11 protein-coding genes are annotated in these 14,431 nt (G+C 68.4%); 4 read left to right on the top strand and 7 right to left on the bottom strand.

The window, feature by feature from the left end; translation table 11 throughout:
* Positions 1-28: 28 nt before the first annotated feature.
* Entirely contained in the window at positions 29-637 is a 609-nt protein-coding gene (locus KIH27_RS08805) for a TetR/AcrR family transcriptional regulator (RefSeq protein ID WP_214092555.1), read from the bottom strand.
* Positions 638-663: 26 nt separating this feature from the next.
* Here KIH27_RS08805 and KIH27_RS08800 point away from each other — a divergent pair, with 26 nt between their 5' ends.
* Both KIH27_RS08800 and KIH27_RS08795 read left to right on the top strand, forming a co-directional pair.
* Complete coding sequence (locus KIH27_RS08800) at positions 664-1,836, top strand: phosphotransferase family protein (protein ID WP_250149799.1); 1,173 nt, start codon at positions 664-666, stop codon at positions 1,834-1,836.
* On the top strand, positions 1,836-2,951 hold the full coding sequence (locus tag KIH27_RS08795) for an Rv3169 family protein (RefSeq protein ID WP_214092554.1): 1,116 nt from the start codon (positions 1,836-1,838) through the stop codon (positions 2,949-2,951). Before KIH27_RS08800 ends, KIH27_RS08795 begins: the two co-directional genes overlap by 1 nt.
* Here the strand turns inward: KIH27_RS08795 and KIH27_RS08790 are convergent.
* Both KIH27_RS08790 and KIH27_RS08785 read right to left on the bottom strand, forming a co-directional pair.
* Complete coding sequence (locus tag KIH27_RS08790; RefSeq protein WP_214092553.1) at positions 2,948-3,964, bottom strand: TIGR03617 family F420-dependent LLM class oxidoreductase; 1,017 nt, start codon at positions 3,962-3,964, stop codon at positions 2,948-2,950. The genes KIH27_RS08795 and KIH27_RS08790 overlap by 4 nt on opposite strands.
* 11 nt (positions 3,965-3,975) lie before the next feature.
* Positions 3,976-4,956: an alpha/beta fold hydrolase gene (locus KIH27_RS08785; protein ID WP_214092552.1), complete on the bottom strand. Its 981-nt coding sequence runs from the start codon at positions 4,954-4,956 to the stop codon at positions 3,976-3,978.
* A 106-nt stretch (positions 4,957-5,062) separates the two neighbouring features.
* Here KIH27_RS08785 and KIH27_RS08780 point away from each other — a divergent pair, with 106 nt between their 5' ends.
* Together KIH27_RS08780 and KIH27_RS08775 are read left to right on the top strand one after the other, a co-directional pair.
* Complete coding sequence (locus KIH27_RS08780; RefSeq protein WP_214092551.1) at positions 5,063-6,037, top strand: NADPH:quinone oxidoreductase family protein; 975 nt, start codon at positions 5,063-5,065, stop codon at positions 6,035-6,037.
* Positions 6,038-6,460: 423 nt separating this feature from the next.
* A complete protein-coding gene (locus KIH27_RS08775) occupies positions 6,461-7,753 on the top strand; it encodes a PE-PPE domain-containing protein (RefSeq protein ID WP_214092550.1) in 1,293 nt (430 codons plus the stop codon).
* Between the two features lie 32 nt (positions 7,754-7,785).
* On the opposite strand, the gene KIH27_RS08770 is transcribed toward KIH27_RS08775, so the two are convergent.
* From KIH27_RS08770 to KIH27_RS08755, 4 genes are read right to left on the bottom strand one after another with little or no spacing between them, the layout of a single operon-like run.
* A complete protein-coding gene (locus KIH27_RS08770) occupies positions 7,786-8,991 on the bottom strand; it encodes a Wadjet anti-phage system protein JetD domain-containing protein (RefSeq protein ID WP_214092549.1) in 1,206 nt (401 codons plus the stop codon).
* Positions 8,988-12,386, bottom strand: coding sequence for an ATP-binding protein (locus KIH27_RS08765; RefSeq protein ID WP_214092548.1), 3,399 nt, complete (start codon positions 12,384-12,386; stop codon positions 8,988-8,990). The genes KIH27_RS08770 and KIH27_RS08765 overlap by 4 nt, the downstream gene beginning before the upstream one ends.
* On the bottom strand, positions 12,379-12,957 hold the full coding sequence (locus tag KIH27_RS08760; protein ID WP_214092547.1) for a DUF4194 domain-containing protein: 579 nt from the start codon (positions 12,955-12,957) through the stop codon (positions 12,379-12,381). Before KIH27_RS08760 ends, KIH27_RS08765 begins: the two co-directional genes overlap by 8 nt.
* A complete protein-coding gene (locus KIH27_RS08755; protein ID WP_214092546.1) occupies positions 12,954-14,393 on the bottom strand; it encodes a DUF3375 domain-containing protein in 1,440 nt (479 codons plus the stop codon). The genes KIH27_RS08760 and KIH27_RS08755 overlap by 4 nt, the downstream gene beginning before the upstream one ends.
* Positions 14,394-14,431 lie beyond the last annotated feature (38 nt).

The raw sequence follows: 14,431 nt of genomic DNA, 5'->3' as shown, positions 1-14,431 counted from the left end.
GAACGCCAGTCCGCGGGAAAGGGTTCGGTCACGGCGCCGCCAGCACCCCGCGGGTGACGATGACCGCGACCTGTTCCACCCAGTCGCCGGCCAGGTCGTCGCCGGGTCGCAGCATCAACCCGAACAGGGTTGCGCCGCCGATCACCTCGAGCAGCCGCCCGGGGTCCACCCCGTCGCGCACCTCACCGCGGGCCGCAGCGTCGGTCACCCAGTGCCGCAGCCCGTCGAACAGGCCCTCGAACCGGCCGAGGACCCGGGCGGTCAGTTCCGCGTTGCCGGCCATGTCGGCGATCAGCCCGGGCAGCGCCGCCCGCACCACCGGGCTGGTGAACACATCGCGCGCCCCGGTGATCATCGCCCGCAGATCGCCGGCCACGTCGCCGGCCGGCATGGTGACCGCACTGGGCGGCATCGAGAACGCCGCCTCGTGCACCAACTCGGCCTTGCTGGGCCAGCGGCGGTACAGCGCGGTCTTGGTGGTCCCGGCGCGTTCGGCGACCGCCGCCAGGCTCAGGTTGGAATACCCGACTTCGACAACCAGCTCCGCGGCGGCCTGCAATATGGCAGCGTCGATGCGTGGATCCCTGGGCCGACCGGCGCTCGGCCCCTTGCCAACCGGCGAAGACTCTGGTTTCATACCGCTACTCATCGTATCGTAATTGGATGATGGAGGACGCACTCGTGGGCGAACAACCGACAGTGGAACACGACGTCGGGCGAATCCAACGTTCCAGCCGCGATGTCAGCACCCTCCCCACGGTAATGTCTGGCTGGCTCTCGGCGCGCTTGCCCGGCGGTGCCACGCCGGAGATCACGGTGGAGAGCGGCGTCGACGCCAACGGCATGTCCTCGGAGACGATCATGCTGACCGGCCGGTGGAGCGAAGACGGGGTGCCGGTCGAGCAGCACTGGGTGATGCGGGTCGCGCCCGGCGCCGACGACGTGCCCGTGTTCGAGAACTACCGACTGGATCACCAATTCGAGGTGATGCGTCTGGTCGGCGAGTTGACCGACGTCCCGGTCCCCCGGCTGCGCTGGCTCGACCCGACCGGCGAGCTGCTCGGCCGGCCGTTCTTCGTCATGGACCGCATCGACGGCGAGGTGCCGCCGGATGTCATGCCGTACACGTTCGGCGGCAACTGGTTCGGCGACGCCCCAGCCGAGCGGCAGCGCGAACTGCAGGACGCCACCGTGTGCGTACTCGCGTCGCTGCATTCCATCCCCGACCCGGAGCGGACGTTCGGGTTCCTCGACGACGGCCGGACCGGCGACACCGCGTTGCGCCGGCACATCAACTGGGTCCGGGACTGGTATGCGTTCGCCGCCCGCGACATCGGACCCTCCCCACTGCTCGAGCGGGCCTTCGCCTGGCTGGAGGCGCACTGGCCGGAATCGGCGGCGGACCGGCCGCCGGTGCTGTCCTGGGGTGACGCCCGCATCGGCAACGTCATCTACCGCGATTTCCACCCGGCCGCGGTGCTGGATTGGGAGGAGGCGGCGATCGCGCCCCGCGAATTCGATGTGGCGTGGCTGATCTTCGCGCACAAGGTGTTTCAGGAGATCGCCGAGATGGCGACCCTGCCGGGACTGCCACAGGTGCTGACCGAGGACGATGTGCGCGCCACCTACACCCGGGTGACCGGCGTGGATCTGGCCGATCTGCACTGGTTCTACGCGTACTCGGCGTTGATCTGGGCGGTGGTCTTCATGCGCACCGGCGCCCGGCGCATCCATTTCGGCGAGATGGAGCGCCCCGCAGCCGACGAGGGCACCTGCCCGGAGTCCCTGTTTTACCACGCCGCCCTGCTGAAACGCCTGATCGGAGAGGAATCCTGATGCTCGGACCGCTCGATGAATACCCGGTTCACCAAGTGCCGCAACCGATCGCGTGGCCCGGTTCCTCCGACCGCAACTTCTACGACCGGTCCTACCTCAACGCCCACGACCGCACCGGCGACATCTTCTTCATCACCGGGATCGGCTACTACCCGAACCTCGGCGTCAAAGATGCGTTCGTACTGGTTTCCCGCGGCGATGTCCAGACCGCGGTACACCTGTCGGATGCGATCGACCAGGACCGGTTGAACCCGCACGTCGGCGCCTATCGCATCGAGGTCACCGAACCGCTGCACCGACTGCGGGTGGTGATGGACGAGACCGAGGGCATCGCCGTCGACCTGAGCTGGCAGGGCCTATTCGCCCCGGTGCAGGAGCAGCCTCATGTGCTGCGTTCCGGCAACCGGGTGACCCTGGACGCGCAGCGGTTCGCCCAATTGGGTTCCTGGAGTGGGACTCTGGTGATCGACGGCGAGGAGATCACCGTCGACCCGGCGGTGTGGATCGGCTCGCGGGACCGGTCGTGGGGCATCCGTCCGGTCGGTGAGCGCGAACCGGCCGGCCGGCCCGCCGATCCGCCGTTCGATGGAATGTGGTGGCTGTACACCCCGATCGCGTTCGACGAGTTCGCGATCGTGCTCATCATCCAGGAGGAGCCGGACGGGTTCCGGTCGCTCAACGACTGCACACGGGTGTGGGCCGACGGCCGCGTTGAGCAGCTGGGCTGGCCGCGGGTGACGACCCGGTACCGCTCGGGCACCCGGATTCCCACCGGCGCCACCATCGAGGCCACCCGACCGGATGGCACACCGGTGGTCTTCGAGGTGGAGTCGAAACTGCCGGTCCCGATCCACGTGGGCGGGGGCTACGGCGGTGACGTCGACTGGTTGCACGGCCAGTGGAAGGGCGAGAAGTTCACCGAGCGGCGCAGTTACGACATGACTGACCCGGCAATCGTCGCGCGCAGCGGATTCGGGGTGATCGACCACGTCGGGCGGGCGACCTGTCGCGACGGCGACGGCGAACCGGTGCAGGGCTGGGGGCTCTACGAGCACGGTGCGCTGGGTCGCCACGACCCGTCCGGGTTCGTCGACTGGATGTCGGTGGCGCCCTAAGTTTCCCGGCCCAACGCGGCGACGATCTCACCGATCAGGGCCGGCGGCGACGGCACCGCCTGGTAGACGCAGACGGCCCCCGCCATGCGGCCGGCCACCGCGACCCGGTCCCGGATGCGCTCGGCGACCTCGGCCGGCGTCCCGCAGGCGGCGATGGTGTGCAGCATCTCGTCATCGACCAGGGCGCCCATCTCCGACCAGCGGCCCTGCTTGGACAGGGCGTTGAGTTCGGGTTGCAGTGCCTCCCACCCGTGGACGGCCAGCACCGGCCGGTATGCCGGGGTGGACCCGTAGAAACCCAGCAGGGCGCGGGTCGCGGCCTCGGCGGCGGTCCGCTCGGACTCGGTGACGCCGGTGGCGACGATGATCTCCGGCACCACGGTGAACTCGCCGTCACCACGCCCGGCGGCGCGCAAGCCGGCCTGCACCGCGGGCATCGTCACCTCGTGCAGGAATCTCCTGCTGGAGAACGGCATCACCAGCAGACCGTCGGCGTGTTCGGCCGCGGCGCGGGTCAGCCGGGGTCCCAGCGCACCGACGTAGATCGGCGGCGGCCCGTACGGGTTGGGTCCGGGGTTGAACGCCGGCGTCATCAGCGTGTGCTGGTAGTACTCACCGGTGAAGTTCAATCGGCTTCCGGTGGACCAGGATTCGAAGATCGCCCGCAGCGCGGCGACCAACTCGATCATCCGGTCCACCGGCCGGTCGAACGCCACGCCGAAGCGGCGTTCGATCTGGGTGCGGATCTGGGTGCCCAGCCCTAGCACGAACCGTCCCTCGCTGAGCAGCTGATGGTCGTTGGCCTGATGGGCGAGGTGAATCGGGTTGCGGGGAAACGCGATGGCGACGTTCGTCATCAGGTCGAGCCCGCCGACCGTCGACGCCAGCGTCAGCGGCGCGAACACGTCATGGGGTCCCTCGAAGCTGAATACGCCGTCGACCCCCGCGGCCCGCAACTGCCGGGTCTGTTCGACGACGCCGGTCAGTCCGCTCAGTGCGGCAAGGACTTTCACCGGGTCGCGGCTCAGGAGCTGACCTGCCGGCCGACCGCCGAGGGGGCGACGGACTCGATCAGGCCGCGCAGTTCGCGGTTGACCCGTTCCGCGTGCTCGAGGATCGAACAGTGTCCGCCCGGCAGTTCGACGAACTTCCACAGATTCGGTGCGGTGGCGGCGATCCGGTGCGACGCGACGATCGGCAGCAGTCGATCCCGAGTACTGCCGATGACCAGGGTCGGCACCGTCAGGCCGTCCAGGCTGATGTGGTCCGGACCGAGCGCATCGACCAGCGTCCGCACCCAGTGGCCGCGCCCGGCCGCCGACGTGTTCGCGAACAGGTCGCAGACCAGCTCGGTGACCGTCGGGTCCGCGTCCCGGCCCACCGCGAGCATCTCGACGAACTGACGCACCGCCAGAGTGGCCGGGCCGATGATCGGGACACTGCCGAACATCAGCAGCAGTCGGCGGGCCGCCTGGATGCGGGCGAACCGCAGCGTCCGCGGCACCTGCACCAGATCGACGTGCTCGAGCAGATCGCCGGTGGTGGTGTTGATCAAGGCGACAGCGTCGGCGCGTTCGGCCACCCGATGCCGGTACCGGTCCGACCAGGCGCTGATGGCGATGCCGCCCATCGAGTGTCCGGCGATGACCGCGCGCTCCCCCGGCTTCAGAGTGGCGTCCAGCACCGAGTCGAGGTCGGATGCCAGATGCGTGAGGCTGTAGCCGCTACCCCGTGGCACACCGCTGCGGCCGTGCCCGCGATGGTCGTAGGCGATGACCCGGTGGTCCGCGCTCAGGTCGGCGATCTGGTTCGCCCACACCGGGATGGCGCAGGTGATCCCGTGTGCCAGCACCACCGGGTAGCCGTCGGCCGGCCCGAATACCTGGGTGTGCAACCGCGTTCCATCTGCCGCCTTGACCGCCACCGTGCGTGCCGGCGGCAGGGCCGCTGCGTACTTGCCGACGCCCCCGCGCCGACCGGATTCTGAAGAAGTCGGAGAACTCATTCGCCACCCCATCGCAGACGCGGCAACGCTGCCGCACCGCGAGTCTACGCCCGGTGGTCTAGGTTTTCGGGTAACCACCGACTCCACAGCAAACGAGAGGGCCATCATGCGCGCCGTACAGATCTCCGCACTCGACGGTCCGGCAGGGGCGAAGATCGTCGAACTCGACGAGCCCGCCGCCGGCGACGACGTCGTCATCGAGGTCCACGCCGCCGGGGTGGCGTTCCCCGATGTCCTGCAGTCCCGGGGCCTTTACCAGTACAAACCGGCTCTGCCGTTCGTGCCGGGCGGGGAGGCAGCCGGGGTGGTGCGCAGCGCGCCGGCCGGGGCGCATGTCGCCGCCGGCGACCGGGTCGCGGTGCTGACCATGCTCAACGGGGCGATGGCCCAGGTGATCTCGGCGCCGGCCGATCAGGTCTTCACACTCCCCGACACAGTGTCGTTCGAAGCCGGTGCCGGGCTGCTGTTCAACGACCTGACCGTGCTGTTCGCGCTGGCCGAACGCGGCCGGCTCGCATCGGGCGCAACGGTGCTGGTGCACGGCGCCGCCGGCGGCATCGGCACCTCGACGCTGCGCTTGGCCGGCCCGCTGGGTGCGTCCCGGGTGATCGCGGTGGTCTCCACGCCGGAGAAGGCCGAGGTGGCCCGCGCCGCCGGTGCCACCGACACGGTTCTCGTCGACGGCTTCAAAGATGCGGTGCGGGAGTTGACCGATGGCCGTGGCGTGGACATCGTGCTCGACCCGGTCGGCGGCGACCGCTTCACCGATTCGCTGCGCTGCCTGGCCCCGGGCGGTCGACTGCTGGTGGTGGGTTTCACCGGCGGCGCCATTCCGACCGTGAAGGTCAATCGGTTGCTGCTCAACAACGTCGACGTGGTCGGCGTCGGCTGGGGCGCGTGGGTGATGTCGCATCCCGGTTACCTGGCGCAGCAGTGGGCGCAGCTGGAACCGCTGCTGGCCTCCGGCGCGGTGGCACCGCCGCAGCCGCACGTGTTCGCGCTGGAGCAGGCCGCCGAGGCGATCGAGGCACTGGAGAACCGCACCGCCAAGGGCAAAGTCGTGGTGCGCCTGCGGGATTAGCCTTCGACACCAGGCCGATCGGGCTCGCCGTGGCTGAAACGGTCGGGGGCTGCCGGCGTCTCGGCGAGGTTGCCGTCGATCCGTTGCGACGAGATCTCGGCGTCGATCCATCCCGACGCCGGATTGGACCAGCCGCACTCGCCTCGATGCCGTCCACCGGGCATTTCCCCGTCCAGTGACCGCAGCCGCGCTTAGCGTCAACGGATGGTGTTATAGCCTTAATCACGGCTTATCCACAGGGGAACGCAGTTCACACATCAGGGGGCACCGATGCTTCGCCCATACATCACGTGCGGGATTGCCGTCGCCAGTGCGGGCCTGGTCGCCTTGCTGCCCGTGCCATCGGCACTGCCCGACACTCACGTCCACGCGGTGCGTCTGACCAGTGCTGACGCGGATTCTCCGCTCGGTGATGGCACGGCGATGATCGTTGGAGCCAGCAGCATTTCGACACCGGGGCAGGGTTACGCAGACGCCGCGGTCAACCTCTTCCTGCAGGGGTTCACCGGGAACACCCAGATCATCAGCACCCCTGAAGGCCTGTACCCGTTCCTGGGCCCGTTCGGCGAGACGTTCGACCTGTCGGTGGCCCAGGGCGCAACAACCCTGGTCGATGCCATCAACGATCGGATCAACTCGACCGACCTGCCGGCGGTGAGCCCGGAGAACCCGGTGGTGGTCTTCGGCTACTCGCAGGGCGCCGACGTTGAGACCTCGGCCATGCAGGCGCTCGCCCACCAGGCCGTCCCCGTGCCCAGCGGCGACGTGCACTTCGTGATGATCGGCGACCCGGCCAACCCGGACGGCGGACTGCTGGAACGGATGAACCTGCCGGGCGATCCGATGATGACCATCTCCAGCCTCGGTTTGACGTTCAGCGGCGCAACCCCGGACGATCTCTACCCCACCGACATCTACACCAACGAGTACGACCTGTTCGCCGACTTCCCGAAGTATCCGATCGACTTCCTGTCCGACCTCAACGCGGTGATGGGCATCCTCGAACACGGCACCTACCTGGGCCTGACACCCGACCAGGTGAGCGATGCGATCCAACTGCCCACGACCGGGGGCATGACCGACTACTTCATGATGCCGGCGCAGACGCTGCCGTTGCTGGCGCCGCTGCAGTTGATCCCGTTCATCGGCAACCCACTGGTCGACCTACTGCAGCCGGACCTGTCGGTGCTGGTGAATCTGGGCTACGGCAATACCCTCGACGGCACTTACGAAGACACCGCCGCGGGCACTGTCCTCGGCGGGTGGGACGGTGGCGATGCCAACGTGGGTACACCGCTCGGGTTCCTGCCGGACACGAGTGTGCTGGAACAGATTCCGCAGGCTCTGTTCGGCGGCCTGGAGAAGGGCGTCACCGATGCGTTCAACGACTTGATCACCCCGAGCAACTACGTCTACGCACTGCCGTCCTGGGCCGACGAGGTCATCAAGGCCGGCGAAGCCATCATCCCGGGCACCACGTTCTCGATCCTGTCCCCGGTACCGACCACGCTGAACGACCTGTTCGGCACCTTCCCGCCGCACACCGGCGTCCCGCCGCTGGATGTGGCCACCGCCTTGCTGCTCACCCTGCCGCAACTCGACTACCACGAATTCACCTACGAACTCGCCAACGGCAACCTGCTCGACGCGATCGGCATCCCGATCGCCGCAGACCTGGGCATCCTGCCGCTGGCGCTGGTGGGCGCAGTGTTGTAGGCAGCACCGGCCAATTCATGGTGGACGCCACCTCAACGTGGAGTGTCCAACCGTGTGGCCCGGCCCTGGATTCCGGCGGTTCCGGCGGTTCCGGGGGCGGTCAGCTGCTGCTGCACCCACGCCCAGTCGATCCGCTCCTGCTCAAGTCGGACACGTTCACCGAGAACATCGCCGACCAGGTCCTCGTAGAGCGCCTGCTCCGGCGCCGCGAGTCGGGACAGCATCGACGTGGCCGGCCGGTCTTCTCTCACCCACCGGTCCCGATGCGCAAGCAGTGTGTCTCGATCCATCAAGACCGAACGGACGTGCGGAAGCCGGGCCCGCAGCCGGTCCAGGATCGCGAAGCCGTGGGTGTCGATGTCGCCCCAGTACACGACGTCGGCGTCAGCCAGCCAGGGCAGGCCACCGACACTGTCGACTTCAAAGCCCTTGCCCCAGAAGACCACACCGTCGACGGGGACGTCGACGCTGAGGTAGCTGATCTCGTTTTCGACGATCACCGCCGTTCGCGGCGCGACCGGCAGTTGCGCCAGTTCCCCAGCGCGCACCGCGAGTTCGGTGAGCGGCGCCGGCAGCCCCAGCCTCGGACAGGGCCGCAACCGGACCAGGGTGGGTTTGGCTTTCAGGCCGAGGCCGGCGAGGAATCCGGCGGCGCTCGTGGGTACACCGAGCATGGCGGCCAGCACGGCTCGATGCCGCTCGGCGAACTTCGTGTCGACGCCGGGGGCGCTGATCGTGCGCAGGTAGCGCTGCGCTCCCCGGTGTTCATCGAGCCAGGTGTAGGCGGCGATCAACTGCGCCATCTCCGGCGCGAGTTCCAGTGCGCGGTGCGGATGTTCGGCGACCCAGCACCGAATCCGCGGATGGTCTCGAGCGAGCCCCAGCATCTCGTCGAATCGGCGGACGGCCGCAGTCACGCCCAGCAGCGCCCAGGCCTGCTCCGGGGAGGACACCACCGCACGAACCGGTAGTTCATTGCGGCCGATCCGTCGACCGCCGATTTCCTGCCACACCAGCGTGTAGCGGGTGTCGTCGCGGCGGCCGGCGTCCAGGGCGGCGACCCAGTCCCGCGCAGCCGCGACGTCATCGCCGACCTGTGCGGGTTTCGGGCCGCGCAGCGGGACTTCGATCGGTTCGAACGGACCGGCGTCGGCATGACCGCGCAGCAGGGTTCCGTCATCCCAGCGGCGCCGGACCTTCGCGGCGATGTCGGCCGGGGTCGTCCACCCGCGGGTCATGCCCGCGGACCGCCGCGGCGGGCCCGGAACTCCTCGATCGTCATCGTCTGCAACCGCGAACTTGTTCCGGACGGATTATCCACGAAGCCAATCGCTTTCACGTAGGGCTCGATAACGTGAACCTTCTGCAGCGGGGTGACGATCAGCAGTTGCAGCCCGAGGGCGGCGAACAGTTGCAGCGCGTAGCGGGTCGACACATCCGAACCCCGCCCGAACGCCTCATCGATGACCGCGAACCGGAAGTCCCGTGACCGCTGCGCCCCCCACTCCAGTCCGAACTGGTAGGCCAGCGATGCCGCGAGGATCGTGTAGGCGAGTTTCTCCTTCTGCCCACCGGATTTGCCGTCGGAGTCGCTGTAGTGCTCCCATTCCACCCCGGTCTCCACGTCCCGCTCGGAGGCGGAGAAGACGAACCAGTTCCGCACATCGGTGACCCGCCGGGTCCAGGTCTTGTCGGAATCGGCGTACCCGTCTCGGCCGCGGAACCGTTCGATGATCCGTTTGACGTCGGCGAAGCGCTGCTCGGAGTACTGGTCGCCGTCGACGGCGAGACTGTCGTTGGTCAGGTTGCGCAGATCCGACCGGAACTGCGTCACATCGGCATTGGTGGTGGGTTCCTTCTCCAGCCGAATGCAGCGGCCGGGGTTGTAGGGCACCGCGCCGAGGGCTTCGTTGATGCGCTCGACGCGCTCGTCGATGGCGGACGCCTGCCGGCCCAGCCAGTTGTTGAACCCGGCCAGCTCCTGGATGGCGTTCTTGTTGAGCTGCTCTTTGAACTCAGCCTCGAACCGCGGCAAGTCATCGGTGGCGACCCGGTCGCGCAGCGCCCGGAAATCGCCGCGAGCCTCGACACTGGCGTCCATGTCCGCGCGAAGCTCCGGCCACCGCCGCAGGACCTCGCTCATGTGCTGGCTCAGGTTCAGCCCAAAGCCGTTGAGCTGCCCCGACAGCCGCTCGATGCGCCGGTGCAGATCCTCCGACAGGTTCGTCTCGGCCTCAGCACAGTCCGCCGCCTGCGTCGGGCGGTTCTTCCCGAGGCGTTCCCCCAGGGCCGGGTACGCCGCCCGGGCCGCGGTGATCTGGTCCTCCGGCTGCGCGGCGGCGAACTCGTCGTCTCGCCTCTTGTGTTGCTCGGCTTGGCGTTTCGCCACCGCGGTGGTGGCCAGGTCACCGGTGATCCGGCCGATCAACGCATCCAGGGCGGCGGTCGCGGCGGCGTTGTCGTCGAGCGCCCGGGTGATCTCCGCCAGCCGCGACGAGCCGGCCTGCAGCCGGGCGCGTTCGGCGTCGTAGCCGTCGGCGCGTGACACCGCCTCGTCGACGTCGAGATCCGCCCAGGCGTGGTAGGCGTCCAACCCGGCGAGGGCCTGCAACCGAGAGTCGAGCGTTTCGCGCTGCGCCGCAAGTCGCTCCCGCTCGACGGTGGCCTCGGCGCGCAGGGTGTCCAGACCCTCCAGTTCGGCGCGCAGTGCGGCGATCTTGCGCTCATTGGCCCAGCCCAGCACCCAGCGGCGCGGGTCATCATGGCGGTGCCGGTCGTCTTTCTCGTGGCGATCCCCCGAACGCACCTGCCCTTCGCGGGTGACCGCCCGTTTCTCGCTGCGAAACTCCGCCAGGTCGGCCGCGCAGCGATGGTCGGCACGCTTGCCGAGTTCATCGGACAGATAGTCGCGAAACGGACCGTCCTTGATGTCCAGACAGTCGGCGAGCAGCAACCCGTCGCGGGCTGCGGGCTGCAACCGGACCCGGTGCCGGGCCACCCGCTCGTAGACCAGTTTCGCGCCGATCACCTGACCGCCGCGCCCGCGGAACGTGAGCCTGCGGCCGTTGACCCAGCCGGTGACCGCGTCGTAGTGCTGCTGGGGCACCAGCAGCGACAGCGCGAACGCCCGCAGCACGCGTTCGGCGGCACCTCGCCACTCGGGGTGCTCGGCACTGACGTCGAGCAGTTCGCCGGCGTACGGCAGCTCTTCGGGCGTCAGACCCAGGTCCGCGCACAACTCGGCCCGGACGTCGACCTGTTCGACGGGCAGGTTGCTGGTGCGCTGCTCCAGGCTGACCAACTCCTCGGCGACCCGGTCGCAGTCGCGTTGCAACTCCCCCTCCCGCCGGATCGCGTCATGGCTGGCGGTGTCGAGGGCCCGTTTCTCGGCGGTCAGGCGAGGGCGTTCGGCGGCGATCAGCGCCGTCAGCGCGGTGAATCCCGCACTGTCGGAGACGGGTTGCAGCCCCGCGGCGGTGACGGCGGCATCGAACAGCGTCCGCAGGTGACTGCGCTTCTCGGCTTGGGCACGAGCCTCACGGGTCAGCCGTTCCAGTTCACCGATCCGGTCCCCGCCGGCCTTGGCACGCTCCTCGATCAGGGATTCACGTTCATCGGTGAGCGCCTGCTGACGGGACTTGGCGGTGTCCTGCTCGGCAAGCAGGGTCGCGCCGCGGATATCCAGCCCGACGATCTCATCGGCCAGCAGACCGGAGCGCAACTCGGCGATGAACAGCCGCACCGCGGATCGCTCGCGTTCCAGCGCGGCCCGATCTGACAGCGCCGCATCATATTTCGCTGCGACCGTCACGACCGGCTCCAGTGCCTCAAGCTGCTCACGCGCCCGTTTGACCGCATCGTGGGCCTTGGTCAGGTCGTCGAAGTGGGCGATGATCGCCCGCACACGCTCGCCTGAATCACTGGGTTCGAGCATGTGGTCACGCACGAACTCGTTGAGGTTGCCGACCGACTTCATCGAGACGGTCTGGTGGAACAACTCCAGTGCCTGCTCCGAGCGAATCCCCAGCAGGCGGCGCAACGAGGTTGCGTACTTGGGGAATTCGTCGAAAACGTCCGCGCCGGACGCCCGCAGCCGCTTGCGCAGATCGCGCAGATCAGAGCCGAAGTCGGCGAAGTCCGTCGCTATCGACAGCGCTTTGGTCGCAGTCACGAAGAAGCGGTACGGCTGCCCGGTGCTCTCCCGCTGCTGGAAGACCTGCGCGACGGTGACGGTCTCGCTGTAGCCGTGGTTGACGAAGACGCCGAGCACGACTGAATAGCTGCGCCGGTTCTCCCGCAAGCCTTTCGGGCGAGACCGACCGGTCGCCTCCACCCGCTCCGATTTGTAGTGGCCCTCGACGTAGGAGCGCAGGGTGCGCTCCTTGGCGTCGGCGCCGGCGGCCTTGTTGTAGGCGGCCTTGTGGGAGGGCACCAGAAGCGTGGTGATCGCATCGACGATCGTCGACTTACCCGAGCCGATGTCGCCGGTCAGCAGAGCGGTCTCGGTGGCGGGGGTGAACCGCCAGACCTGCCCGTCGAAGGTGCCCCAGTTCAGCACTTCGACGTGTTGCAGGCGATAGCCGGCCCGCCCGACGTCGCCGAATTCGACCATCGAGAACAGTCCGTCACTCATCGTCGGCCACCACCCCGGCGTACTCGCGCAGTTTCGCCGAGAAGTCCGACAGCGTCTGCGCGTCGACGTACGCCTTGAGGATCCGCCGCACCTCCCAGTGGTCTCGTTGGCCGCGCAATTGCCGCAGGAAGCCCAATTCGGCGACCTTCCTGATCGTCGTCTCCGCATGATCGACCACGCGCGCGTCGTTGGTCGACTCCGCCTGGAACACCCGCAGCATGTCGACGATCTGGTCGCTGGTCAGCACCAGTCGGCTGTCGCCACCGGTCGTCTCGAACTCCACCAGCCGCTTGCGCAGCAGGACCAGCAGCAGACTGACGTTGTAGGTGAGCGCCCGGCGGCGAACCAGCCGCGGCAGCTCCTCGTCGCCGTCATCAGCGGGGCGGGACCGCAGATACGCGTAGCCCTCGACGTCGTCGACCACCACGTCGACCCCGATCGCGGCGAAGTGGTCGCGGACCGCAGCGCCCTGACGTTCCAGGGTCAGCCAGGTGTCCTCGTCGGATTCGCGGTAGACGACGCCCTGCATCAGCCGGATGATGGCGTGCGCGATCGCATGTTCGGTGCTCATCGGCGTCGCACTATCACTTTCGGCAGCCTGGCCCGCTTGGTGACATCAGCGTCGTCCGGGTCGGTGTACTCCAGCAGCGTCTCGTCGGTGTCGTCCATCTCGACGGTGACGTCCTCGTCGTTGAGGGCGAGGTAGCCGACGATCTCCGCCGCCCCCTGGGTGATCGGGTGCTGCGCGACGACGTCGGACAGCAGCGCCGCGGAGTTCTCCGGCAGTGCGGTGCGGATGATGTCGACCAGCCGGGCCTGGTCGACGAAGGTCTGGGTGAACAGCAGTCCGGTGTCGACTTCTTCGGTGGCCTCGGTGATCCGGCTCTCGACGGTGGCCGCTGCGGGCGGCTGGTACAGCGGCCGCTCGAACGGCAGCGCGATCTCGATGCCCGGCTGGTCGACGTCGAGCCCGAACGTCGGCGGATTGTCGCGGATCTTCAGTGCGGTGCTCTCCACCGCACGGACCAACTCCAGCACCCGCCGGTTCTCCAGCCAGACCTGATCGTCGAGGAAGCGACGCAGCTGCTCGGAGATCTGCCGGACGGTGCGCTGGGCGCGGTCGGCGGCTTCCGACCAGTCGTGGTGAATGCCGCGGATGCGGTGGTCGGCGTCGACGGCGCTCAGCGCCGACACCTTCGCGAGCAGGTCGGTCAGCTCGGTTTGGCGCGCCTCGGAGAGCAGGAAGTCGTAGAACGCCTGGAAGCTGCGCCCCTGGTCCGACCCGGCGATGTCGGAGCGGCTGCCGACCAACTGGGCGAGCAGTTCCCCCTTGGCGCCATCCCACGCGGCGATCTTCTCCCGGGCGGCGCGGTCGAGCAGCCGGAAGTTCTCCTCGACCTCGCGGAAATCGGCGAGCAGTTCCCGGGCGGTGCTCGACAGCTGCTGGTAGCGGTCGCGGACCGCGGTCTCATCGAGCACGGTGACGATGCCGGATTCGACCGCGGCGATCTGGGCATCGAGTTCGTCGCGACGACGCCGCAGCTCGGCCAACCGGATCTCCGGCTCGACTTCGGTGCCGTGCACGATCTGGCGGAGCAGTTCGACGACGGTGTGCAGCCGCGACTCGGTGCCGACGAAGGATCTGCCCTGCAGCGTGGTCACCCAGCCGTAGGCCTTCTCGAACGCCGGGGTGACCTCGTAATAGACCTCGTCGTCGCCGGGCGGGTAGAACCGCCGCAGATAGGCGGCATCGGTGGCCGCCCAGTCCTCCAGGTAGGCGCGGGCTTCCTTGGGGAACCGCGGCTCACCGTCTGTACCCAGTTCGGTGTTCAGCGCGTACAGGTGGTCATCGAGGGCGGCTGCGACCTGGCTGGCCGAGCACGCGCCGCGGTTGTCTTCGACGAAGAACGCCCCCAGGAACGACAGGATCAGCGTGGCGTTGCCGGCGCGCAGCAGCCGCCAGGCGGGGTGCCGGTCCCGCAGCGCCTCGATCGCCGGGTAGTCCACGAGACATAGGGTAGGCAATGGCACCGACGGATTCGGTT

Origin of the sequence: Mycolicibacter acidiphilus (assembly GCF_018455725.1) — a bacterium.
Classification (GTDB): Bacteria; Actinomycetota; Actinomycetes; order Mycobacteriales; family Mycobacteriaceae; genus Mycobacterium; species Mycobacterium acidiphilum.
Note: the sequence above shows the minus strand (reverse complement) of the source record. Positions and strands in the feature narration are given on the sequence as shown.